Source organism: Mesorhizobium sp. WSM4848 (assembly GCF_055811375.1).
This window is the reverse complement of record NZ_JBVVPX010000024.1, coordinates 68,456-91,247: the sequence shown is the minus strand read 5'-3', so window position 1 is coordinate 91,247 and position 22,792 is coordinate 68,456. Positions and strand designations below refer to the sequence as shown.

Annotated in this window: 26 protein-coding genes; 14 read left to right on the top strand and 12 right to left on the bottom strand. The window is 61.6% G+C overall.

Features of this window, described 5'->3' with window-relative positions; all coding sequences use genetic code 11:
* Positions 1-16 precede the first annotated feature (16 nt).
* The 12 genes from AC0L16_RS21355 (at position 17) to AC0L16_RS21300 (ending at position 10,789) form a co-directional block, all read left to right on the top strand.
* The gene (locus AC0L16_RS21355; RefSeq protein ID WP_473623070.1) at positions 17-1,063 is read left to right on the top strand and encodes a UDP-glucuronic acid decarboxylase family protein; all 1,047 of its coding nucleotides are present in this window, start codon (positions 17-19) and stop codon (positions 1,061-1,063) included.
* A 112-nt stretch (positions 1,064-1,175) separates the two neighbouring features.
* Positions 1,176-1,388, top strand: a complete 213-nt coding sequence (locus AC0L16_RS21350) for a hypothetical protein (protein WP_473623090.1) — start codon at positions 1,176-1,178, stop codon at positions 1,386-1,388.
* Between the two features lie 161 nt (positions 1,389-1,549).
* Positions 1,550-2,653 carry an inositol-3-phosphate synthase gene (locus AC0L16_RS21345; protein ID WP_473623069.1) on the top strand — a complete coding sequence of 368 codons (1,104 nt, stop codon included), beginning with the start codon at positions 1,550-1,552 and terminating at the stop codon, positions 2,651-2,653.
* On the top strand, positions 2,650-3,246 hold the full coding sequence (locus AC0L16_RS21340; protein ID WP_473623066.1) for a histidine phosphatase family protein: 597 nt from the start codon (positions 2,650-2,652) through the stop codon (positions 3,244-3,246). The genes AC0L16_RS21345 and AC0L16_RS21340 overlap by 4 nt, the downstream gene beginning before the upstream one ends.
* A gap of 13 nt (positions 3,247-3,259) precedes the next feature.
* The gene (locus AC0L16_RS21335) at positions 3,260-4,381 is read left to right on the top strand and encodes a CgeB family protein (RefSeq protein ID WP_473623065.1); all 1,122 of its coding nucleotides are present in this window, start codon (positions 3,260-3,262) and stop codon (positions 4,379-4,381) included.
* Positions 4,381-5,184 (top strand): sugar phosphate nucleotidyltransferase, encoded by an 804-nt coding sequence (locus AC0L16_RS21330; protein ID WP_473623063.1) that lies wholly within the window; start codon positions 4,381-4,383, stop codon positions 5,182-5,184. The genes AC0L16_RS21335 and AC0L16_RS21330 overlap by 1 nt, the downstream gene beginning before the upstream one ends.
* Before the next feature lie 2 nt (positions 5,185-5,186).
* Positions 5,187-5,948, top strand: coding sequence for a TIGR04290 family methyltransferase (locus AC0L16_RS21325; RefSeq protein WP_473623062.1), 762 nt, complete (start codon positions 5,187-5,189; stop codon positions 5,946-5,948).
* Positions 5,941-6,873 carry a glycoside hydrolase 5 family protein gene (locus AC0L16_RS21320; RefSeq protein WP_473623061.1) on the top strand — a complete coding sequence of 311 codons (933 nt, stop codon included), beginning with the start codon at positions 5,941-5,943 and terminating at the stop codon, positions 6,871-6,873. Before AC0L16_RS21325 ends, AC0L16_RS21320 begins: the two co-directional genes overlap by 8 nt.
* A gap of 7 nt (positions 6,874-6,880) precedes the next feature.
* The gene (locus AC0L16_RS21315) at positions 6,881-7,732 is read left to right on the top strand and encodes a PIG-L deacetylase family protein (RefSeq protein ID WP_473623059.1); all 852 of its coding nucleotides are present in this window, start codon (positions 6,881-6,883) and stop codon (positions 7,730-7,732) included.
* Positions 7,733-7,812: 80 nt separating this feature from the next.
* Positions 7,813-8,793 carry a glycosyltransferase gene (locus AC0L16_RS21310; RefSeq protein WP_473623058.1) on the top strand — a complete coding sequence of 327 codons (981 nt, stop codon included), beginning with the start codon at positions 7,813-7,815 and terminating at the stop codon, positions 8,791-8,793.
* Between the two features lie 8 nt (positions 8,794-8,801).
* Positions 8,802-9,791, top strand: a complete 990-nt coding sequence (locus AC0L16_RS21305; protein ID WP_473623056.1) for a GNAT family N-acetyltransferase — start codon at positions 8,802-8,804, stop codon at positions 9,789-9,791.
* Positions 9,788-10,789, top strand: a complete 1,002-nt coding sequence (locus AC0L16_RS21300; protein ID WP_473623055.1) for a class I SAM-dependent methyltransferase — start codon at positions 9,788-9,790, stop codon at positions 10,787-10,789. The genes AC0L16_RS21305 and AC0L16_RS21300 overlap by 4 nt, the downstream gene beginning before the upstream one ends.
* Here the strand turns inward: AC0L16_RS21300 and AC0L16_RS21295 are convergent.
* The 5 genes from AC0L16_RS21295 to AC0L16_RS21275 form a co-directional block, all read right to left on the bottom strand.
* The gene (locus tag AC0L16_RS21295; RefSeq protein WP_473623054.1) at positions 10,786-10,995 is read right to left on the bottom strand and encodes a hypothetical protein; all 210 of its coding nucleotides are present in this window, start codon (positions 10,993-10,995) and stop codon (positions 10,786-10,788) included. The two genes, AC0L16_RS21300 and AC0L16_RS21295, sit on opposite strands and share 4 nt — an antisense overlap.
* 457 nt (positions 10,996-11,452) lie before the next feature.
* Positions 11,453-12,034, bottom strand: a complete 582-nt coding sequence (locus AC0L16_RS21290; protein WP_473623052.1) for a sigma-70 family RNA polymerase sigma factor — start codon at positions 12,032-12,034, stop codon at positions 11,453-11,455.
* Positions 12,035-12,175: 141 nt separating this feature from the next.
* Positions 12,176-12,673, bottom strand: coding sequence for a hypothetical protein (locus AC0L16_RS21285; protein WP_473623051.1), 498 nt, complete (start codon positions 12,671-12,673; stop codon positions 12,176-12,178).
* Between the two features lie 27 nt (positions 12,674-12,700).
* The gene (locus AC0L16_RS21280) at positions 12,701-12,955 is read right to left on the bottom strand and encodes a hypothetical protein (protein ID WP_473623049.1); all 255 of its coding nucleotides are present in this window, start codon (positions 12,953-12,955) and stop codon (positions 12,701-12,703) included.
* A gap of 159 nt (positions 12,956-13,114) precedes the next feature.
* Positions 13,115-14,413, bottom strand: a complete 1,299-nt coding sequence (locus tag AC0L16_RS21275) for an Nramp family divalent metal transporter (RefSeq protein ID WP_473623048.1) — start codon at positions 14,411-14,413, stop codon at positions 13,115-13,117.
* Positions 14,414-14,726: 313 nt separating this feature from the next.
* Between AC0L16_RS21275 and AC0L16_RS21270 the strand changes: the two genes are divergently transcribed.
* Positions 14,727-15,038, top strand: a complete 312-nt coding sequence (locus AC0L16_RS21270; protein WP_473623047.1) for a hypothetical protein — start codon at positions 14,727-14,729, stop codon at positions 15,036-15,038.
* An 84-nt stretch (positions 15,039-15,122) separates the two neighbouring features.
* Here AC0L16_RS21270 and AC0L16_RS21265 read toward each other — a convergent pair whose 3' ends face one another.
* The 6 genes from AC0L16_RS21265 to AC0L16_RS21240 all read right to left on the bottom strand — a co-directional run bounded on the left by AC0L16_RS21265 (position 15,123) and on the right by AC0L16_RS21240 (position 19,321).
* The gene (locus tag AC0L16_RS21265; RefSeq protein ID WP_473623088.1) at positions 15,123-15,713 is read right to left on the bottom strand and encodes a LysE family translocator; all 591 of its coding nucleotides are present in this window, start codon (positions 15,711-15,713) and stop codon (positions 15,123-15,125) included.
* A 206-nt stretch (positions 15,714-15,919) separates the two neighbouring features.
* Positions 15,920-16,447: a YciE/YciF ferroxidase family protein gene (locus tag AC0L16_RS21260; RefSeq protein ID WP_473623045.1), complete on the bottom strand. Its 528-nt coding sequence runs from the start codon at positions 16,445-16,447 to the stop codon at positions 15,920-15,922.
* Positions 16,448-16,807: 360 nt separating this feature from the next.
* Positions 16,808-17,101: a hypothetical protein gene (locus tag AC0L16_RS21255; protein ID WP_473623044.1), complete on the bottom strand. Its 294-nt coding sequence runs from the start codon at positions 17,099-17,101 to the stop codon at positions 16,808-16,810.
* Complete coding sequence (locus AC0L16_RS21250) at positions 17,101-17,322, bottom strand: hypothetical protein (RefSeq protein ID WP_473623043.1); 222 nt, start codon at positions 17,320-17,322, stop codon at positions 17,101-17,103. Before AC0L16_RS21250 ends, AC0L16_RS21255 begins: the two co-directional genes overlap by 1 nt.
* A gap of 179 nt (positions 17,323-17,501) precedes the next feature.
* The gene (locus AC0L16_RS21245) at positions 17,502-18,656 is read right to left on the bottom strand and encodes a DUF3182 family protein (protein WP_473623041.1); all 1,155 of its coding nucleotides are present in this window, start codon (positions 18,654-18,656) and stop codon (positions 17,502-17,504) included.
* Between the two features lie 140 nt (positions 18,657-18,796).
* Entirely contained in the window at positions 18,797-19,321 is a 525-nt protein-coding gene (locus AC0L16_RS21240; protein WP_473623040.1) for a metallophosphoesterase family protein, read from the bottom strand.
* Between AC0L16_RS21240 and AC0L16_RS21235 the strand changes: the two genes are divergently transcribed.
* The gene (locus AC0L16_RS21235; RefSeq protein WP_473623039.1) at positions 19,320-19,685 is read left to right on the top strand and encodes a DUF982 domain-containing protein; all 366 of its coding nucleotides are present in this window, start codon (positions 19,320-19,322) and stop codon (positions 19,683-19,685) included. The two genes, AC0L16_RS21240 and AC0L16_RS21235, sit on opposite strands and share 2 nt — an antisense overlap.
* 473 nt (positions 19,686-20,158) lie before the next feature.
* On the opposite strand, the gene AC0L16_RS21230 is transcribed toward AC0L16_RS21235, so the two are convergent.
* Entirely contained in the window at positions 20,159-22,705 is a 2,547-nt protein-coding gene (locus AC0L16_RS21230; RefSeq protein ID WP_473623038.1) for an NAD-dependent epimerase/dehydratase family protein, read from the bottom strand.
* Positions 22,706-22,792: the final 87 nt, after the last annotated feature.

Here is a 22,792-nt window from a genome sequence, read left to right as displayed (position 1 = left end):
ACAGGAGAAAATAGAGATGCGGCGATCAAGAAGGACGCAACGGACCAAGACGGCGCTCGTCGCCGGCGGCGCGGGTTTCCTCGGTTCGCATCTTTGCGAAACGCTGCTTCAGACCGGGTACCGGGTGATCTGTGTCGACAATTTTCTTACCGGTCGGATGGAAAACATCGTCTCGATGATGGACCGTCCTCGTTTCCGGCTGATCGAGCAGGATATTTGTCGACCTTTGGACCTTGCTGAGCCGGTCGACCGCATTTTCAACCTGGCGTGCGCCGCGTCGCCGCCGCGCTACCAGGCTGATCCGATCCACACCACGCGAACCTGCGTGATCGGAACCCTCAATCTGCTCGAGCTCGCCGCCCGAAACAACGCGCGCTTCCTGCAGGCATCGACAAGCGAAGTGTATGGCGATCCGGAACAGCACCCGCAAAGGGAAGACTATGCCGGTCACGTGAACTGCACCGGTCCTCGTGCCTGCTACGACGAGGGCAAGCGAACCGCCGAAACCTTGTGCTTCGACTATTTGAGGACCGAAATGGCCGACATCCGGGTCGCGCGCATCTTCAACACCTATGGGCCGAGGATGGATCCCGCCGACGGCCGGATCGTCTCGAACCTGGTGATGCAGGCGCTCGAAAAGAGGCCACTGACGATTTTCGGCGACGGGCTGCAGACCAGGTCGTTCTGCTACGTCTCCGATCTGGTCGACGGTCTGGTCCGCCTCATGGATGTCGATCCCAATCCGCGCCAACCGGTCAATTTGGGCAATCCTGGGGAATTCACCGTTCTTCAACTGGCCGGATTGGTGAGAGATTTGACCCATAGCAACTCGGTCTTCAAATTCCTCCCACTGCCGCAAGACGACCCTCGCCGGCGGCAACCGGACATTTCCCGTGCAAAAGCCCTTCTAGACTGGTCGCCGAAGGTGCCGCTCAAGCAAGGTCTGATGCAGACGATCAGCTATTTTACGGAGATCGAGGCCAGCCGTGACGAGGACCGAATTTCCCCAATTGCGACAAGCGTGAGGTCCGCTTCAGGCCGACTGCAAAACCTGCCGGCCTGAAGTCGGGGATCGCTGCGCCCTCGGCATGGTCGTGGTGGGGTCCGTGACCGTCCCGAGAGGCGCTTTCACTTTTTTTCATTGTGGGAACATCCGGTCGAGCTCGCCGTTGGGCGTGGATATCGGCATGGAGAACGGACCCGTGCATCGAAAAAGATCCGCCAAGGACATAGAGCAAATGGCCGAACGGGAAACGGCTGCCTTTCTGAGACGCGCCTCGATCACCTACCTCGAATGCTGTGTGAGCCTGATGATGACGCATCTGGAGCCCGAGGAAGTGGCCACCATCCTGGAAAAAGAAGCGGATATGCTGCGAACGCTCGACTGAGGCTCGCGGCTCAGGCGTCGATCGGCCCAGGCAACGCAAAACACAGGGCGCAGCTTTGATCCGAATAGAGGTTCGTGATTTTTGCAGGTCGCAAGGAACATTCCCGGCAGCTGACAGTTCGGCGCGAGGAACTTACCTTCAACAGCGATGGCGGCAGTGTCGTGGGATCTAAAAAGGTACGGATTGGAATAGCCGGCGTCGGCAATTGCGCATCTTCCCTTGTCCAGGGCCTCTCATATTATCGGGACGCCAGAGGCAATGAGCCGATACCGGGCCTGATGCACGCTGATCTCGGCGGCTATCACGTCGGTGACATCGAGGTGGTTTGTGCTTTCGACGTCGCCAAGGGCAAAGTTGGGCGCGATGTGGCCGAAGCCATATACAATGCGCCCAACAATACATTCCGCTTTGCCGATGTTGCGGCAACCGGCGTTCGCGTCGAGCGCGGACCAACACTTGACGGCATCGGCAAATATCTGCGCGATGAGATCGAGGAGGCAGAAGAGCCGGTCGCGAATGTCAGCGCGCTGCTTCGGGAAAGCGGCGCAGACGTACTGGTCTCATATCTGCCGGTCGGCTCGGAAGAAGCTACGTATTTTTATGCCGCGTGCGCGCTCGAGGCCGGTTGCGCCTTCGTCAACTGCATACCGGTCTTTATCGCATCGCGGCCCGAATGGCGCCGGCGCTTTGAACAGCGCGGTCTGCCGCTGGTCGGCGACGATATCAAAAGCCAGGTCGGCGCGACGATCGTGCACCGGTTGCTCGCCAATCTGTTCCGCGAGCGCGGCGTCCGCATCGACCGCACCTATCAGCTGAATTTCGGCGGCAACACCGATTTCCTCAACATGCTGGAGCGCGAGCGGCTGGAATCGAAGAAAATCTCCAAGACACAATCCGTAGCCAGTCAGTTCGACGTCCCCCTGGAGGCCGGCAACATCCATGTCGGCCCCAGCGACCATGTGCCCTGGCTTACCGATCGAAAATGGGCCTACATCCGCGTCGAAGGCACGACGTTCGGCGGCGTGCCGCTGAATGCAGAGCTCAAACTGGAAGTATGGGATTCGCCCAACTCGGCCGGAGTCGTGATCGACGCTGTCCGCTGCGCCAAACTGGCGCTTGACCGCGGCATCGCAGGAGCGCTGACCGGCCCTAGCAGTTATTTCATGAAGTCGCCGCCCGAGCAGTTCACCGATGCCGAGGCACGCCTGCGCACGCTGTCTTTCATCGCCGGGAGGGACGAGCCGATGCTTGATGCCGCGGAATGACGACGACGTTCTTTTTGATCCGCCATGCGGCGCACGACAATGTCGGCGGCTATCTTGCCGGACGTATGGCTGGAGTCTGCCTCGGCGAAACCGGCAAGGCACAGGCCTTGCGCCTGGCCAGCCACATGGCGCCGCGACCGCTGGCAGCCATCTGTTGCAGCCCGCGCGAACGAACCATGGAAACCGCAAAACCGATCGCAATCGCCTCCAATGCCGAGAAGATCACAATCTGCCAAGAGCTCGATGAGATCGACTTCGGCGCGTGGTCGGGCAAGACCTTCGAAGAGTTGAGCCAGGACGCCGACTGGCGGGTGTGGAACAGTCAACGTCAGCAGGCGAGGACGCCCGGCGGCGAGACAATGCTGGACGTCCAGCAACGTGTCATCTCGCTGATGCAGCAGCTTCGCAAATGCTACCAGAACCAGTCTGTGGCACTGGTCAGCCATGCCGACGTGATCAAAGCCGCCGTCTGCAAGGTGGTCGGCTTGCCGCTGGGAGAGTGTTTTCGCTTCGACATCGACCCCGCTTCGATCACCACGGTCGTGTCCGGTGACTGGGGCTCCAAGCTGATCCGACTGAACGAAGCCGCCTGACGAGGACTGCCGGATGCGTATGGTCATTTTCGGTCTCACCGTCACCTCCTCGTGGGGAAACGGACACGCGACGCTGTGGCGCGGGCTGATCCGTGCGCTCGGCCGGCTGGGCTGGTCGGTCAGCTTTTTCGAACGCAACACCCCGTACTATGCCGGCGCACGCGATCTTGATCATCTCGATGGCGGCAATGTCGTTCTCTATCCGGAGTGGGAGGACATTCGCCATGTCGCGGAGCAGGCGATCGGGCAATCGGACGTCGTGATCGTCACGTCCTATTGCCCCGACGCCGTGGAAGCATCGCGCCTGGCGCAGCAGGCCTGTCGCGGGCTGAAGGTTTTCTACGATCTCGACACCCCCGTCACACTCGCCCGGATCGAACAAGGTCTACGACCGGCCTATTACGGGCCCGAAGGGCTGCGCGATTTCGACCTCGCCCTGAGTTATACGGGGGGAACTGCAATCGATGCGCTGAAAACGCTGCTGGGTGCCCGCCGTGTCTTGCCTCTCTACGGCCATGTCGATCCCGAGCGACACCGGCCAGCCCAGGCCCGAGCTGAATTCGCCGGGGATTTATCCTATCTCGGAACTTATGCGGCCGATCGCCAGGCCGGCGTCGAAAAGCTGCTGGTCCGCACGGCAGCGCGCCTGCCGGACCACCGCTTCGTCATCGGCGGCGCCCAATATCCGCACGAATTCCCGTGGGGCGAAAACATCTTCTTTGTCAGTCACCTTCCGCCTGCGGATCATCCGGCCTTCTTCTGCTCATCGCGCCTGACGCTAAACGTGACGCGCGAGGCGATGGCCAAGAGGGGCTGGTGTCCTTCGGGCAGGCTGTTCGAGGCGGCAGCCTGCGGCGCGGCGATCGTGAGCGACACCTGGCCCGGGCTGAGCAGTTTTTTCCAGCCCGGCAGCGAGATTATCCTGGCGGACACCACCGACGACGTGGTCGCGGCAGTCGGCTTGCCCGACAGCCAAGTCGACGCAATCCGGCGCCGGGCGAGCGAGCGGGTGTTGGACGAACACACCTCTGCGCAGCGCGCCAGGGAGCTGGACCGCCTCCTGTCCGATTCATTGCAGGGCTTGACGGCGGGGCAGGGCCTGACGGCGGGCGAGCCGTTGAAGGAAGCAATCTGATGTTGGGCATCGTGCCCGCCGCCGGCCGCGGCAGCCGCATTCAACCGCTCGGCTTCTCAAAGGAGCTCCTGCCGGTCGGCAGCCGCATCGACGGCCAGACCGAGCGTCCTTGCGCGGTGAGCGAATATCTGGTGCGTCGCATGGTGCGCAACGGCGTCGACAAAATCTGCTTCGTCATCGGATCGGGAAAATCGGACATTCTCGAATACTACGCCGCCGGGTACGGCGACGCCGCCGCATTGTTTGTCGTGCAGCCCAACCCCGTCGGTCTTTGCGACGCGATCTTCCGCGCCGCGCCGCTGGTCGCGCCGGACGAGACGGTTCTGGTCGGCCTGCCCGATACGATCTGGTTTCCGGAAGATGGCTTTTGCCGCCTGCCGGACGACCGGCTGTCGTTTTTGCTCTTCCCGGTGGATCACCCGGAACTCTTCGATGCCGTCGTTCTCGACAGGGATGACCGGGTGAAGGAGATCCAGGTCAAGCAACAAGGCGCCGCATCGAACTGGATCTGGGGGGCGTTCAAGATGCCGGGCCGCATACATCACCAGCTTGCCGCGCTTTGGCGCGAGCGGGATCAAAGCGACGAATATGTCGGTACCCTGATCAACGCCTATCTGGCGGCCGGCGGTGAGGCTTGCGGCGTCAAGGCAGGCACCGCCTATGTCGACGTCGGCACGTTCAACGGCTACCGCACGGCGCTCCGGCTGCTCGAGAACAACGACACGACGGAGGACGACCCGAAAAACCTCATGTTCGTGCTGCCGGAGCAGGCATTACCAAGCCATCCAGGCGAAGGAGGCTAGCCATGCTGCATTCGAACGCCGAAATCCGCCGCCGCATCGATGCCCTTGGCCCGTGGTTCCACAACATGGAGTTGGCGGGCGTCGAAACCGCCCCCGACCATTTCCTCGGCAATTATCCGCTGATCAAGTGGCGCAAGTTCGCCGACGCCATTCCTGCCGATCTGTCCGGCAAGGCCGTGCTCGACATAGGCTGCAACGCTGGCTTCTACTCGATCGAGATGAAGCGACGCGGCGCCGGCCGCGTCCTCGGCATCGATTTCGATGAAGCCTATCTGGCGCAGGCGCGCTTCGCCGCCGAAATCGCGGACTGCGACATCGAATTCCAGCAGTTGTCGGTCTACGACGTCGGCGCCCTGCGGGGGAAATTCGATATCGTTCTGTTCATGGGCGTGCTTTATCACCTGCGCCACCCCCTGCTCGCTCTCGATCTGATCCGGGAGCACGTTGCCGGCGACCTGATGATCTTCCAGTCCATGCAGCGCGGCAGCATCGAACTGCCTGCACTCGATGAGAATTATCCATTCTGGACCCAGGATCTGTTCGATCGGCCGGAGTTTCCGAAGCTGCATTTCGTCGAGCATCGCTATGCCGACGACCCGACCAACTGGTGGATTCCCAATCGCGCCTGCACTGAAGCGATGCTGCGCAGCGCCGGCTTCGAGATCGTGCTGCACCCGGAGCAAGAGGTTTATTTCTGCCGCGCCGCCGGTGAGCCGGCCGGCGGCGGCGCCGTCTACCCGTCGAAAGGACAACTTCATGATTGAAGCCGCGATGATCTGGAACGAGCCGAACAACAAATCCCATTGGGATCCCGAACTCGACCCCGACTGGAGCCGCTTCGCCAACATGGCAATACTGGCCGCCGATGCGATCGCATCGGCAAACCCGGCCGTGACCAGGATCCTGGGCGGCATTTCGCCGATCGATGCCGATTTCATGGCGCTCATGAAGCAATACGGGGTGCTCGATCACGTCGATGCCGTCGGTGTGCATGGCTTCCCACTCGACTGGAATCTCTGGCAGATCCAGGATTGGCCGCAGAAGATCGGCGAGATTTCGACCGTCACCGATCTTCCCGTATGGGTCAGCGAAGTTGGTGTGTCGAGCTTCGGCGCGGAGGAGATTCAGCTCTGGGGTTTGCGTCGGAGCGCCGAACTGCTGCTCGGCAATGCCTCGCGCGTGCAATGGTACAGCCTCTACGATCTTCCGCGCGAATGGGGGGCAACGACGCGTCATCGCGAGGCCGAAGGCTCCTCCTACTATCGCCACTTCTACATGGGCCTGCTCCGCCAAGACGGCACGCCCAAGCCAGCGCTCGAAGAATTCCTGCGTTACGCACCCGGGATGGGGCTGGTGCAATGGTTCCACTTCGAAGATCCCCGGCTGGACGACGCCGTCGCCTGGATGAAACGGCTGGGCGTCACCAATCTGCGCACCGGGCTTTCCTGGGCCGACAGTTTCAGGCCGAACGCGCTGGATTGGTACGACCGGCAGATGGAAGCACTTGCCGATTTCGACGTGACCATCACCTTCTGCTTCACGCCAGAGCACCGCGGAGTGATGCCGCATCACACCAGTCCGCCGCTGGTGCCGGAGGAATTTGCGGAGTTTTGCGCGACGATGACCCGCCGCTACGCTCCCGCCATGGCTGCCTCGCCGGTCAGAGCGGTGCGGGCTTCGGCAGCATGAGTGTGTCATGCAACACGCACCTGACCGGTCCGGACCGCTTGCCGAATTCGCGGCCTTGTTGCTAGGTGCTGCTCCGCACGGCTCGGACGGTGCTGAGATCATGATCGTTGTCGCGCATCCGGACGACGAGACCATCGGCATCGGCGGGCATCTTGCCGGCTTGCGCGGATCTCGCATCGTTCATGTCACCGATGGCGCGCCGCGAGACCTTGAAGATGCGCGAGCATACGGCTTCGAGACGTGGCAGGACTATGCCGAGGCCCGCCATATTGAGTTGGAGACGGCGCTGGCGGCAGCGGGATTGCCGTCGACGGCCCTGATCAGCCTCGGTTATCCCGACAAGCAAGCTGCCGGAAATCTTGGCTCGCTCGCACGGGAGCTGACCGGGCTTTTGGCCGAGCGCGACGTCAGCTTCGTCTGCACGCATTCTTACGAAGGTGGTCACCCCGATCATGACGCGACCGCCTTTGCCGTCCATGCGGCCTGCCATTTGCTGCGCCGCGACGGACGCCAGGCGCCGGCCATCATCGAAATGGCGTTCTATTCGGCCGGACCTGATGGAGCGGTCCTTCAGGATTTCAACAGCCATGCCGGCAGCGAGTGCATCGAATTGCACCTTACGGAAGCGGCTTTCGAACGGAAGCAGTGCATGCTGGCCTGCCACCGGACGCAGCAACGGACGCTGGCGCCGTTCACGGCGCGCGTCGAACGTTTCCGGGTGGCGCCTGCCTATGATTTCATGGCGCTGCCGAACAACGGCAGGCTTTATTACGAGGCGCTGCCGCTCGGCTTCGAGCCGGCGGATTGGCTTCACGCCGCGGCCGCTGCGCATGAGGAGCTTGGGCTCGACCGGCCATGACCCTCACCGTCCTGAACGTCGCCTACCCTCTCGCGCCAGTCGGCCCGGATGCGGTTGGCGGTGCCGAGCAGGTGCTGTCGATGCTCGACCAGGCACTCGTGCGCGCCGGGCACGGTTCCATCGTGATCGGTTGCCAGGGCTCCAAAGCGGCAGGCGTGCTCATCGAGACGCCTGCTGAACCGGGTGTGCTCGACGATGCGGCGAAGAAACGGGCACAGCGCTCTCACCGCACCGCGATAGAAGTCGCACGCGCCCGTTGGCCGATCGACGTGGTTCACCTGCACGGCATCGATTTTGATGCCTATCTGCCTGATGATGGCCCGGCCCTTGTAAGCCTGCACCTGCCGCTCGACTGGTACCCCGCCGATGCCTTGCGCACGGTCCGCGACGATTTATGGCTTCACGCCGTCTCGATGGCCCAACAGAGGACCGCGCCGCCGGGTGCCAGGCTGGTGGCACCCATTCCAAACGGCGTCGATATCGATGCGCTGAGCGGTCGGCAGTCCAAGCGCAACTTCGCGCTGGTGCTCAGCCGCATTTGCCCGGAAAAGGGCATCCACCTGGCACTGGACGCGGCCAAACAGGCTGGCGTGCGGCTGATCATCGGCGGCAAGGTTTACCCCTATGAAACGCACACGCTGTACTTTCGTGACGAAGTCCAGCCGCGCCTCGACCAGCGCCGCCGCTTCCTCGGCCCGCTCGGCTTCGCCGCGAAGCGGCACTTTCTCAACGCCGCCCGCTGCCTGGTCATTCCCAGCCTTGCCGCGGAAACCAGCTCGCTTGTCGCGATGGAGGCTCTCGCCTGCGGCACGCCGGTCGTCGCCTTTCCAAACGGCGCGCTCCCGGACGTGGTCGAACACGGCAAGACGGGCTTTCTGGTCAACGACATTCATGAGATGGCGGAGGCCATCGTCGCAGCCTCCGGCCTGGATGCCGAGACATGCCGGGCCGAGGCGCGGCGGCGCTTTTCGCTCGACCAAATGATTTCGTCTTACATGGACGCCTACCATGGGCTGGCAGGGCTTGGTGCCGGCCGCAGGCGCCTCGCGGCGGTGCAGTGAGCGGTTTCATGCTCCGCTCCGAGATCATCAACGATCCGGCCGCCCTTGAGGCGCTGGCGCCGCGATGGCGGGAGCTCTGGGTGCACAGCCGGACAGCGACGCCGTTCCAAAGCCCCGCCTGGCTGGTGCCGTGGTGGCGCGCATTTGCGCCCGGAGAGTTGGCGACCATCGCTGTCTGGCGAGGCGACGATCTGGTGGGATTGGCGCCGCTTTACCTGGAACAGGCAACTTCCGGGTCGAGACTGCTTCCGGTTGGGATTTCGTTGAGCGACTATCTGGATGTCCTGTGTTTCCCCGGTATCGAAGCGGCTGTCGCCGCCGTCATCGCCGACCGGGTTCTTGCGATCAATTGGTCGCAATGGATTCTACCGGACCTACCGGCCGGTGCTGCCGGTCTCACTATTACGCACGCTGCGCTGGAAGCGGGTCAACCCGTCGACCACGCCGCTTGTCCCGTGCTGCCGATCGCTGGCGATGATGTGCTCGCGGTCTGCGTTCCGGCGCGGCGAAGACGCCAGTTGCGCCGCGCGCACAATGCCGCACGCCGGCGTGGCTGCGTCTCCATCATACCGGCGCAGGCCGATCTCAAAGCGTTTTTCGATCACCTGGTCCGCCTTCACGGCGCGCGTTGGGCCGGGCGCGGCGACGGCGTTCTGGCCGATCCGGCTGCAGAAGAATTCCATCGGCAGGCGCTTCCCATGCTTGCCGCACAGGGTCTTGTCCGATGCTGGCTTGTTGCTATCGATGATGCGGTCGTCGGCGCCTATTACGGATTTCATCATCGCCACCGCGCCTACGCCTACCTTGGCGGTTTTGATCCGGCCTATGCCGAGGAAAGTCCCGGCGCAATCCTGATCGGTCACGCGATTGCCGAAGCGGCTCGCGAAGGGGCGCGGGAGTTCGACTTTCTGCGCGGCCAGGAGAGCTACAAGTATGGCTGGGGCGCCGTCGACCAATGGACAATGCGAAAGGTCTGGACGCGGAGCATGGCTCAATGAGCACCACCGGACGAAAGCCATCGCCACAGGCGGCATCGACAGCAAAAATGCTGCTCGAGGAGTGCATGGCCGACGGCGCCTGCGTCGAAGCCATCATTGCCAGACTGGCGCTGCGCTTCGAGACGGGGGTCGATGCCGGAGAATTGGCCAATGTGGCGCTGGAAATGAGTTCAGCCGACCTTCGAAAACGTGACAGACTGGAGCGGATCGCCGATCTGCTTCGTCACAGGCCTGACATCTTCGCCACGCTGCGCGAAACGGGTGCGGCCGTCCGCCACAAACGCGATGAATGGGAAACTGACGCCGCGGTCGTGAGGCGGCTGGCCGCCGGCTTTGATGCCGCGGCGACGATTTCCGAGGCGGCGAGCGTTCAACTGTCTTCGTTGGGAGACGAGGAGAAACTCACCGCCGCCACCGACGAGATCGTCGCATGGTTGGAGGGGCAAGGCTTCACCGGCCCCGACCAGGACATACTGGACGTTGGTTGTGGCATCGGGCGTTTCGAATGCGCGCTCTCGGATGCAGCGCACCGGATCGTCGGCATCGACATATCCCTAGAAATGATTTCGGTCGCTCGTCGGCGATGTGCCGGGCTGCGCAATGTGGACCTGCGGCCGACCTCTGGTCTCGATCTTGCCGATTTCGGCAACGCAAGCTTCGATTGCGTGCTGGCTGTCGACAGTTTCCCCTACCTGGTGCTGGCTGGCCTGGCGGAGCGGTACTTCGAGGAAATTGCGCGTGTTCTGAAACCGTCAGGCATGGCAGCACTTCTGAATTACTCCTATCGCGGATCGACGGCGCTGGATCGCGCCGATGTACACCGCCTCGCCGAAGCCTACGGCATGCAGGTGATGGTTGACGGCGAGAAGCCGTTCCGGCTGTGGGACGGCAATGCCTTTCTTCTTACGGCATCCGACGGAACATTACGGCGCATGATTGTTCGGGCGTCACAAGAGACAAGGGCACCTGAGAGTGCTCACAATCCGAAGGAGGACTAGATGGCATCCGGCGGCAAGATAGACATCACCTCTGCCGTCGAGATAAAGGCTCCGGCGCCGGCGCGATGACCGATTTGGCCAGCGACAAGGTCGAGGAAACGCGGCTTTGTCCAGCAGAGCCTGGCAAGCAGCACACCGAGCAACGCCGGCTCGATGGCAGTCGGATCAACTCCGATCAGTATCACGCCGCAGATCGTCTCTCCCAAGACTGACTGCTGCAACCGCAGACGCCAATCATGACCAGCGGCCAGTCGAGGTCGCAAGAGTCGAAATGTCGAGCGCACCCGGGAATAGCGCCGGGAGGACTCGAGGGGAAAGCATAGGCTTCCCCGATGAGACCAGCAGCTTCGATACACAATGCTGTGCAAGGGACGGGCTGTGCAGCGACGGCGCTGACTGTGAGGACGGCGCGCGAATCGTTGCAAACTCTGATTGCCGTCACCACACTGGTGAAGGGACTGATTCGTTTAAGAGAACACTATGTCTCGCTCGAGCGACGATAGCATCAGCCCGCAACTCCGGCTGGCAATAGACCGGAAGATTGCATCTCTGCTGACTGCTATCGAGCAGGAAAAGGTCCCCGACCGGCTGACTGACCTTGCGGTTCAACTGCAGAATGCGCTTGTCGAGAAGCGTCGATGCAAAGCAAAGAAACAGGACTAGCTATCGACGCCTGTCGACTGCGAAGTTTCCCTGGGCTTGTGGCAAGTGCCGGGCTTCTAACAAGTGATCGCGTCTTTCCACCAATGTCTGCAAGGAACTTTCGCCGAGATATTCAAGCACGCTGGCACGCGCTCGGTTAAGGCGGCTTTTTACCGTTCCCACCGCGCAACCGCATATTTCGGCAGTTTCTTCATAGCTGACGCCAAGAACCCCGATCAGCATCAGGACCTCGCGCTGATGCTCCGGCAACCTCTGCACCGCGTTGGAGACTTCCTTGCTCTGAACGGACCACTCCTGGGTCGCTTCCGTAATCGGGATTGCGGAGGCGCAGTCAAGCAGGCCTGGCTTCTCCCTGTCGGCGGCCTTGATGCGCGTATAATAGGTATTGCGCATGATGGTGAAGAGCCATGACTTCATACGCGTTCCGGGCTCGAACTTGTCGATGTTCGCGAGCCCTTTGGTCAATGTCTCCTGGACCAGGTCGTCGGCATCGTCGGGGACCCGGCAGAAGGTGCGGGCGAAGGCTCGCAAGGCGGGTATCAGGTCAACGATGGAAACGTCATCCGTTTCCTGGTTGGCCAAGGGGTAGCCCCTGGAGGACAATGGTCCAGCTCCCAGCAAGAAAGAGTTGATGAACGCAGACGTAGCTAAATGCATGAAGGTTTGGATCGTTCCGGACATCGAAATAAGGCGCTGGAAAATCCGGATTGGGCGGGCGGCCGTCTATGACCGGTCGTTGTTCTTAGCCGCCTCTTCTCGCTGCTTTTTCAGGACTTCGTCAGTCCCGACCAGCTTTTTCGCCCCGCCGGGGATCGCTGTGGACACCACGGCAGGCGGGTCGCTCGCGGGGAAAGAATCCTCTAGGCCGGCCTGCAACTGGTCTTCTAAGGTTTCCGGCTTTTGCGACCGACCAAGTGTCCTTCGGGATTCTGCTTCTTCCAGCGGCTGCTTCATGTCTGGTGACGACTTGACCTCTCGAACACAGGCATAAAGCTGTTCGATGGCAAATTCCTTCAGTGTTTCGAAGTTGGCTATATCATCGTCCTGCATTGCCTCGATCTGATCGACCATGGCCTTCTCGAACCGGGCAAGGCTATCGCTTCCACAAGCGTGGCAAAGGCGCAATAGTGCTTGTTGGAGCAGTTTCGGGCCGAAGTAAGCCGACGCCTCGAGCTTGAGCCGTTGCAAATCCTCTCGAGTTGCCGCCTGAAGTTTTGACATATGCAGCCCTTTCACCTGGTGAGCATATCAACGGCAATTGTCGGCAGATGTTCCATTCACCGGCTCCGATGCATCGCTCTCGTTCAGCGAACCGCCGCCTATCGCGCGAGCCACATCGTGCGCTCGAACATGAAGCCATGGATGAACAATACCCCGGGCCTTCGCCAGGTCTTCGTAGGCGAGACGGACGCCGATCACTTCGATATGACAAAGATCTGGGGTAGCGGCGTCACCACATAAGCGGTTGATGTTCGGCCGCTTGCTCTGGTGCTCGATAAGCATGGAGGGCTCCTATGCGAAGGATGTCGACTGAAAAAAGCTAACGGGCGAGTTCAGCGCGAGTTCCGCTGCGCCCAGCCGATCTGCTTCAGCCGTTGCGTTTGCTGATTACGAAACTTGGTCGAGCACTTCTTCAACAGATCGCGGGATGCCGGCGTATCGCTAGATGAACCAGGTCGCCACTAGCCCGACTGACGCAGCGAAGATCGCCAACGTCGTCACACCGCCAAGGACGTTTGTGCCGGGGCTGTTCACCTTGTCGCCCATGATCTTGCGGTTGTTGGTCATAATTAGGATCAGGAGCAGCAGAGGCGGAGTGGAGAAGCCCTGCACAATACCGGCCCAGACCAGGGCTTTCATCGGGTTGAAGCCCATGAAATTGAGCCCCACAGCCAACAGTGTGATCACTCCGGTCGCGATGTAGAATTTGGGAGCCTGGCGAGGTTTGTCGTTCATGCCGTGCTTCCAACCCATCGCCTGCGCAAGATCAAAGGCAGCGCCGGTCGTCATGACTGGAACGGCCAGAAAGCCGACGCCGATCACGCCTGCTGCGAAGACAATTCCTGCCGCATCACCGGCAAGCGGCCGCAGCGCTTCGGCTGCCTGGGCGGCTGTCTCAATCTGGGTCTGACCTGCCTCGTAGAGGGTTGATCCCGTCGAAAGAATGATGAAATACATAATCAAATTGGAAAACGTCATACCGATCAAGATGTCGCGGCGAGACCGGCGGAGTTCGCCTGCCGTCGCTCCCTTGCGCTCTTTGAGAGTCGCCCTGCCCTCTGCAATCTCTTCCTCGACCTCCTGGTTGGACTGCCAGGTATAAAGGTATGCCGAGAGCGTCGTGCCGATGATGGCAACGAGGATGGACAGGTACTCGCGACTGAACTCGATTTTTGGGATCAGAGTGCCGTACAGAACAGACAGTGGGTCCGGTTTTGCGAGGACGGCGGAAACCACATAGGCAAGCAGCGTCAGCGCCAGCCATCGGAATGCGTTTCGGATCAATTTGTAGGAGCCGAAAACCTGCAGAGCGAAAATAATGGCCGCCACGCCAACCACGATCAATGGAACCGGCAGAGGGACGAACAGATTGAGAGCCGCGGACATCGCCCCAAGATCCGCGGCAGCCTCGATGGTGTTCCCGATCAGCACGCCCACCAACACCGACCACAAAAGCCATCGCGGGTAAAAGTCGGAAATGACCTGGAAGAGCCCGCGTCCGGAGACCTGGCCCAGCTTCGATGAGAGATACACGACAGTGTACATCATCGGCAGGGTAAGTGGCGCGGTCCAAAGCAGGTCGGGGCCGAACCTGGCCCCGGCACTGGCGTAGGTTCCGATGGCCGAGCAGTCGTCATCGGCCGCGCCGGTGATCAGCCCGAGCCCAAGAGCCCGGGCGATGCCGCTACCCTCCTGTCGGGCGTTTTTTCGGCCGGGGTCCTTGACAGCCGGTTCGCTCATTGAACACGCACTGCCGCTGGCTTGACGTGGAGGCCAATGGAGACATGCATCGGAACAATCATCCTCTATGGCAACAAGCTGCAGCAGGCGATCATCGGACAGTTCTCGTGTTTGGAATCGAACAGCCAAGCAGGCGCTTTGTTCCGTCGGTAGGCGCCGCATTAATGGCCGGATGCACAGGACGCCTCGCGGATTGTAGAAAGCGCCGATCGGGCGGCCTGCCAGCAAGTGAGATAGGAACCTTTTCCAAGACACGCCGTTTGCCAGCAGGCGGTTGCATTAGCGACCTTTAAACAACGGAAAGGGTCTTACCATGACCTCCAAGATGATCTGTTTAGGCGCGATGGCGCTTTCTATGGTAAGCGGCGTTTGTCTCGCGGCAGGCACTGACACAGGCACGTCTGCGTTGGATGACCCCGCAAAGATGGAGCCGTTCTACACAGACTCCAGCATGAAGACTTTGCGGTCCGACGATGAATTCACGAAGGCATGGAGAGCGCTTACGGACGAGGACCGCATGGCAATGACAAAAGTCTGCGATGAGGAGGCGGCAAACGCCAATGCCGCCAACAGCCACCCTGAATTCTGCAGCAGTGTCAAAAAGAACGGCGCCGGGAACAACTGAACCATGGAAGGCGGGCAACGGCCCGCCTTTTGGTTAGCGACTGTGAAGGCAGGAGAGATACGATAGCCGCGGGGGTCGGCTAGTTTAACGGGTTGCTCCGCCACTCACGGCCATGCGAATGCCCAGGCCAATGATAAAACAGCCGGCGATGCGCTGTTGCCAGAGCCTTATCTTTGGCTGGTTCAGGATCCACTCGCCAACCGCACCGGACGCGAGTGCGTACACGCCTAGCACCAATACACCTGTGATTTTTTGTGTGCCACCCAGCAACAGCAATTGCAGCGTCACCGATCCTCGAGCCGGGTCAACGAATTGCGGCAGGAACGCAACCATGAACATCATTGGCCAGGGATTTATGAGGTTGGCGATCATTCCTTCTCTTGCAGCCGCTAGCGGACCAAGATTTCTATGCTCTTCGATGACAATTTCCGTGGCTGACGAGAGCAATAGGCTTATTCCGAGCCAACAAAGGTAAGCGGCGCCAGACCATCGGAGCAGACTGAATGCGAGGGGCGACGCCCCAACCAATGAAGACACGCCTAACGCGAGGAGAGGCAATTGAACGAGCCCCGCACCAACGGTCATGCCCAGCACCGTGAAAAACGCCGTACTTCGTCCGTGAGCAATTCCGCGTGCCGTCACAAGCATGCTGTCGGGGCCGGGCGGGGCCTGCATCGAGATTACTGTCCCCAGGAAAGCTATCCACAACACGGGATCCATGATCCTGCTCTCTCCGCCTGACAACTGCGCAGTGCCTTTCCTGCAACTGCCAGTCAGTCAGGCCGGTTCAAGAATTCCGGATGGCAAGCCCGATACCTGCCTCTTCGGAGCGGAGCCCTGGCGATTCCTGCCGGGGCTCCGCAACCCGGTGGCACAAGGAATTATGCGGCCGCTTGAAGAGCGCGTTGGTTGACACCCCCCTCGCCTAGACCCGTCAGCGCTTCGTCCGTTGCGACCTCTTCCTTGAGCGTCGCTTTGAGAAGGGCGGCAACATCGGCCTTTCCCATCTGTTCGGCCCAGGCGATAAGAGTGCCGTACCGGGCGATCTCGTAATGCTCGACGGCTTGCGCCGCTGCGACCAGTCCGGCATCGAGTGCAGGAGCACCTTCATAGTCTTCGAGGATTTCAGAGCCTTCTTCAATGATGCCGTCGATCGCCGGACAGGTCTTGCCGCGTGCTGCCTTGCCGAATTTCTCGAACACTTCCTCGAGGCGGTCGACGTGAGCTTCCGTTTCCATGCGATGTTTTTCGAACGCAGCAGTCACTTTTTCCGACTCCGCACCTTTCGCCATTTTCGGCAGCGCCCTCAGTATTTTCTTTTCGGCGTAGTAAAGATCTTTGAGCCCGTCGAGGAACAGGTCCTCAAGACCCTTGGTTGTCGCTTTCGCGGCTTTCTTCGCAGTTGGCATGGTCGTCTCCCGCTGGGGTTGGAGCTAGCCTCCCTAACTAGGAAAGGCGTCCGATAACCCCGCCGGCCGGCAACAAGTTCCCTGATGATTCGAGCCGCTGGAAATTTTCCGATGCCTCGGGGTCGTATAAAGCGCGTCGCATTTGACCGGCCTCATCCGACGCGCTTTAGGTTGTTGTTTTATGCATGTCGTTATCGCAAAACCGCTGCACGCCCTCGGGTCAGGCCCTGGGCCAGGCCGAGGGCATGCTTTTGCGCGACATGCATGGGCCAGATGCTGCAAAGGGTTTCGCCGGCGACCGCAGGCGCAGCCGCTCCTCTTGCGGGCCCGAGCCCCGTGAGACCGCGCCGGGCAATCGGCTCAATCGATCCGCCTGATACGGCCCTTGTCGAGACGGAACACCCCATCCTGTCCGCCCTGCCTCTCAAAATCGGTAAGCAGATCGTCCCATGTACCCAGGAATTCGCCACAGTCGTCGCAAACGATCCGGTCCTCAGGGCCGGCGTCGGCCGGAATCCTCAGCCTTATTGTCAGACAATAAGGGCATTCCAACTGGTGGTTAAGATACTGTTTGGTCATCGACGCCAGCAAGAATGCACTGGAAATGTGGCCCGTGCAACCTCGCTCGCGCAGGGGCAGGACGCTTGCATCCATTATATGCCGTCTTTGGACGGAGGCCAGCCAGACTGGGCCGTCGGCGGAATGTTGTCGGAGGTCACCTCACCCCGCTTGAGTTTTCGAATGGCCTCATTGGCTTCGAGTTCATCGAGCCCGGAAAGCGGCAAACCGTCAACCACGACGGCTTCCTCGCTCTCGTCGTCATAGACTTCCCACAGGCCCTCCGAATCCTGCCGTTTGTTGTAGATGGTTGGCATGGGCGCCCCGCTGGATAACGTTATTGAACGCGTGCTACCCACGGATGTTCCCTGGCCTAAGCGTTTTGGGGTTTAATCTGACGCTCATAAACCGGCGCAAATGGCACCGGGTTGTGCAGCGACCATCGACGCGCAAGGCAAGTCCAACAGTGCAAGACGATCGCACCGAGCTTGGGACATTAACCCGCCGCTTTCTTTGGCGGCTCCCGGGTCGCATGGGTGACGACGGTATAGCGCGTGATCGGACCATCATCGGGGTCTTCTCCTTGAAAGTGCACGTCCGCGTTGTCAGGTAGCCGGCTGGTATTGCCGAACGTCTTGACTGCGGACGCACGCACCAGTTGGATCTCCGGGTCCTGCTTCATAATTTTTATTGCCGCAAGCTCGGCAGTACTGCTGCCGCCAATGCGCCAGCTGGCCTCGAGCACACCGGATCGCCAGATACCCGACGAATCGACACCCTGGCCGATATCGTAGTTGCGCCGCGAGGCAAAAAAACCAGGATACTCAGCCATCGCCGCGTCATAGGCCCTCGCCTGCGCAATTGCCAAAGCCAGTGCGCGAGGAAGCTGAAGGTCTTCGAGAGCTTGCCATCCGCCGCGCACTACAATGAGATCCGATCCGCCATAAACGGATTGTCCCGCATTATCGGTCGTCGTCGTTTGAGTGCCGTAGTAGGCGACCATGATTTCGTCGATCTCGGTTCTGCCGACACTCAATGTGACGACGTCACGAAGGTCGGCTTCGAGCACCAGACCGCACTCGTCCAAGTCGGGGGAGCGGTATTGCTCGAGCAGTCTCTCGACGTCAGCGAGCGTGCGAACGATGTGCTGGTCCTGGCCTCGCGAGGCATGCGGCGGCTTAAGTCGGGCCGGCCCGAGCCTCAGCAGGCGTCGCGTTGCTCGCAGCGCATCGTGCCGCGAAAACACGGTGTAGCCAGGCAATACTGCGGCGGCGACAGTTCTGCCGAAGCCGGTTGACCATTCTTTCGGTCGTGCGGCCAAGTCGTCGACCAGTTCGTGGGTTATCGCCTTGGTCGTTGCGAAGCGCCAAGGCACCACGCCGCCGAAGAGGTCTTGCGGCCCGTTGATGCCCAGCCGCGCCGCATCGCTGGCAAGCAGGCTGTCGTCCGGCACGAAGTACAAGCCCCCGCCATTGCCGCTGCTGTTGCCTAGACCCTGCCGGAAGGCAAACCCCTTGAGGGTGGCAATGGTGCGGGCGACGGCAGCTATGGCTTCCCGCTCGTGCGCGTAGAGAGGCTCGCAGCCCGGCGCGGAGAATGCGATCACGGTGCCTTTTGGCTGGCTCGGCTGAGTGCCTCTGTGCTCGGTCATCTCGCTCGTTCCGCTGCTTCATCGTTATGCCAATTGGGCGCCGATGTTGCGGTCCGTACGCGCCCTGCCCCGGGAGAACGCAGCAGATGGCAGAAACGTTCAGCCCGGCTAGGCAGGCTCGGGACGATCCGCGTTTTTAATCATTCGCGTTGGATTTCCCGGCCGACCGTTCGCCGGCGTCGGCTTGCAAGGATGGCGGAAAGGGTGACCGGGCGGAAATCCCAGCTGTCGACGCCTGCATCGTACTGGCGCGTAACCCGGCTCAGCCTGCCGTGGGAATGGCCATGCAGATTGATCGATTTCTTGCCGATCTGATTCCAGGTGCGAAACGGATAGTGGCAAAGGATCAGCAACCTGCCGTCGATCGTCAGTTCCTTGTAATGTTGTGTGCTGGACCAACCCGCAGCCTCTATGGTCGCCGCGCCATCGTTGTTGCCGATGATCAGATGCTTCTCGCCATGGAGAGACGGCAGCAGCGATGCAACGAATTCGGCCGATCCCTTGGCAAAGTCGCCGAGATGCCAGATCTCGTCATCGGGGCTGACGGTTTCGTTCCAGAACGAGATCAGCGCTCGATCATGTTCGGCCAGCGTGCCGAATGGGCGGCGATCAATGCGCAGAATGCGGGGATCGCTGAAATGTGTGTCGGCCGTGAAATAGATCATGGTCGTCACAGCCTTTGCGGACGTTGTCCGAACCTCGCCTTCCAGCTGCAATTTGAGGCGGCGAACAAGATCAGACGGGCTAACATACTCCTCGCTTTGGAGAGTGTCGTGCGCACGAGACGTTTTCAGAAAGCCAATTGTCGTTCAACCCGGCCGGATCGATCGTGACAGGGTTGTTTTGTCTGTCTCCGATGCGGCCGAAGTGCTGCTGAGGGACTGGCCGACGCCGGCCTCCAGGACGCGACTGGCTGCAATCGCAGCCTGCCTTGCTGTTATCCGCGGCGAAAAGCCGCCAAGGGTCGCGCGCCAGGCGTTTATCGTCGCGGCCAAGGACGCGAGGATCCTGCTCGGCGAGCAGATCTAATTTCTCGACACAGTGATCCTTCGCGCCCCCCTCTGTCCTGCCGGACATCTCCCCCACAAGGAGTGGGACGGATCGCGGTTTTTATTCCAGCTTGGGTTCCTCGCCCCCACGAGAGTGGGGGAGAGGTGGCTCGGCGAAGCCGAGACGGAGAGGGGGGCTGCGCCTTACGAAAGGCCCCCTCTCCGGGCGCGCCGCGGCCCCCACACCCCCCCCGGGCGGGGGGGGGGGGCCCCAAGAGTGGTTCGGGGGGGGGGCGGCCCAATCACCACCGCCCCCCCGCGGGCCCGCGCCGCCCCCCCTGCCCCCCCGCGCGGGGGGGGCTTTAAACCCAAGTCTTGGTCGGCGGGACAGCACCCCAGGGCGCTGTCCCGCCGACATCAAAGGTTCTGCATCGTCGTGACGCTCTGATGTCCCGGTGTGCACTCTGGACCCTGACGATATCGGCCGCGGGCCAGGTGCTGAAGTCGAGCCGGTCAGACAATCGCTCGATCCCAACCGCCATAGTGCTGGTCGCTGCGCGTGCCGCGCGGCAGGCTGAGCACGATCAGCGCCAGACCGATCGCAACGTCCGCCACGATCGCCTGGGTTTCACCGCCGGCAAGCAAGAAGGGGGACACCGCGATCCATGCGCCAAGCACGACATTGAGGAAGCGCACCGGCCGGACCACTTCGGCCATGGCCGTGACTGCGACCATGATGATGAGACAGCCGACGACGTGATCGCTGAAGTAAAGCGGTGGCTGCGTGCCGAAGATCAATGGCGTCGTCATCAGCAAGGCGCCGAGCAGCGTGCTTGCTATAAGCGTCCAGGGGAAGTTGACGCCGCCGGTGACAAATTCCTTCAGCACCTCGAAAACCGGGCGGTCGAGGTCGGGTCCGGGCGTCTGGTTCTCCGACAGCGCCGGTCCGCCCATCCAGAAGGTACGCCAGAACGGCTCGCCCGCCCTCGTCGCGCCCCAGAGATACTGGATCGTCGCCAGCACCTCATCGACGGAGTAAGGGATCAGCACCACAGTGACGGCCGCCTGGAGAATGCAGAGCGTGCACAGCGCGCCAATCAGCGGTGGCTGGATGATGATGAAGGAGACGCTGACCACCCCAAGCGGAACGATCAGCAAGCCGAAGAGGAGCACCATCCACGGCATGGTGCGCCAGCGCCGGCGGTCGCCGATCGCGCCGGCGAGGATATCCAGGCAATAGGCAAGCGCGCCGAGCCCGGCATCGGCGATCAGGAAACCTTTTGAGACCCATGACGTCACCACCGCCTCGCTGCCGTTGCGCACCGGCGCGCCGCCGGGGCCGAAGAACGGATCCCACAGCCCATCCGCGTGGCCCATCTGGAAGGCGGCGAGATAGCGCGAGACGAACAGGCCGACGAAGGCCAGCGCCACGATCGGAATCCGCTGCGTGAAGGTCGATGGCGAATAGGTCCAGCCCAGCGGAATGTCGTCGTCGGCCGCCAGCGCGCGGCGGCTGATGCCAGGGGTCGGCGGGATCATCACCGCAAAGGCGACGATCAGCATGCCGACGAGCGTGTCGATGGCATAGGCGGCGGCGCTGGTCGTCCAAAACAGCAACGGCGCCAGCATCACCCAAACGCCGAGCGACGCAGTGATCCACTGCACCCAGCGCCAGCGTCGGGACATGCCCATCAACGCAAAGACCGTCACCAGCAGGCCGGAAACGATCTCGCTGACGCCGAGGCCTGCGTTGCGCAATTGCGGCTCCGCGACAGCGTGCCCCAGAGCGGGAGGTATCGCGGCTGTGACGGGATCGAACAGGCCAACCGTCATTGGCGAGGTGACCAGCCACAGCCCAAGCGCAGCGTTGGTCATCGGCGCCCAGAGCGTCCTCGACCGATGCCGTTTTATCGCCGCTTCGACGTCTTCCTTGCTTCGCTCGAGCGGTCCCTTGAGGCGCCTTTCGGCCTGCTCGATCTCGGGGTTGGAAGCCGCGACAACCGGCGGATCGAGCTTGTTGGCCGCGTACCAGTCCGTCGGGTCATGCTTCAGCCGGCGGATCATCTCCGGCAATGTGTCCAGCAGATTGTGTCTGGGCGCCCAGCCCAGCAGGGTTTTGGCCCGCGAGACGTCGATCTCGTAATGATCGTCCGAGTTCTCGATCATCCACGGTTTGATGTCGGTGTCCTGATCGAGCACCTCCGTCTGCACCCAGGCGCCCAGCTTCGTCAGTTGCTTCGGCAGCGCCAGGGTCCGCCAGTCCTCGCCATGGATAAGCCGGCCGATGCGCTTCTGCATCTCCTCGTATGACGGTGTGTCTTCTTCGCCGATCAAAAACACGGTCTCGGCCGGAAGTTCGGCGCGCCGGTCGACGGTGCGCGCCACCGCATCGACGAGATCGTCCTTGTGCAGATAGGGCTGGCCGGCGGTGATATCGCCGGCGAACAGATAAGCGGTCGGCAAGCGCTCAAAGATGCGGGCGATCTGCTGGGCAATGAAGGCCGCCCGGCATTTTTCGTCATAGACGCCGGCGAGCCGCAGGATCACCGTCTTGATCTGGCCGCGCTCCCTCGAAATCAGCGCCTCGGTTTCGGCCTTCGATCTTGGGTAGGCCCAGGCCGGGTCAAGCGGCGAGTCCTCATTGATTTTCGCGCCCTTCTCCGGGCTTGGCGCATGGACGAGAAGCGTGCTGGAGAACACGAACTGTTCGGTCTCGACCGCCGTCAGCGCCTTCAGCAGCCGGCGCGTGCCCTTGACGGTGACGGCGTCATATTTCGGGTTGTCCTCGCCGGTTGTGTCGTAGTAGGCGGCAAGATGGACGACCGACGCGATGCGGTCGCCGCTGCGCTCCCGTGCCGCCTGCACAGCCCTGCTCACGCCCTCATCGGAGGTGAGATCGATCTCGATCGTCTCCATGCCGGCGGGGGCATGCTTGGGTTTTGCGACGTCGAGGCCGATGACGCGATAGCGGTCGATCGAGCCTCGCGCTATCGCCTGCCCCAGGAAGCCGCTGCTGCCGGTGATAAGAACCGTCGGAAGGGTCGTGCCGTGATTTGCCATAAGTCCCAGGCCCGTTCGCGTTGGAAGAGCGGACCAATGGCGCGATGCGCTTCGGCCTTGCTCGGCCCGCCCGGCAATTTGGAACTG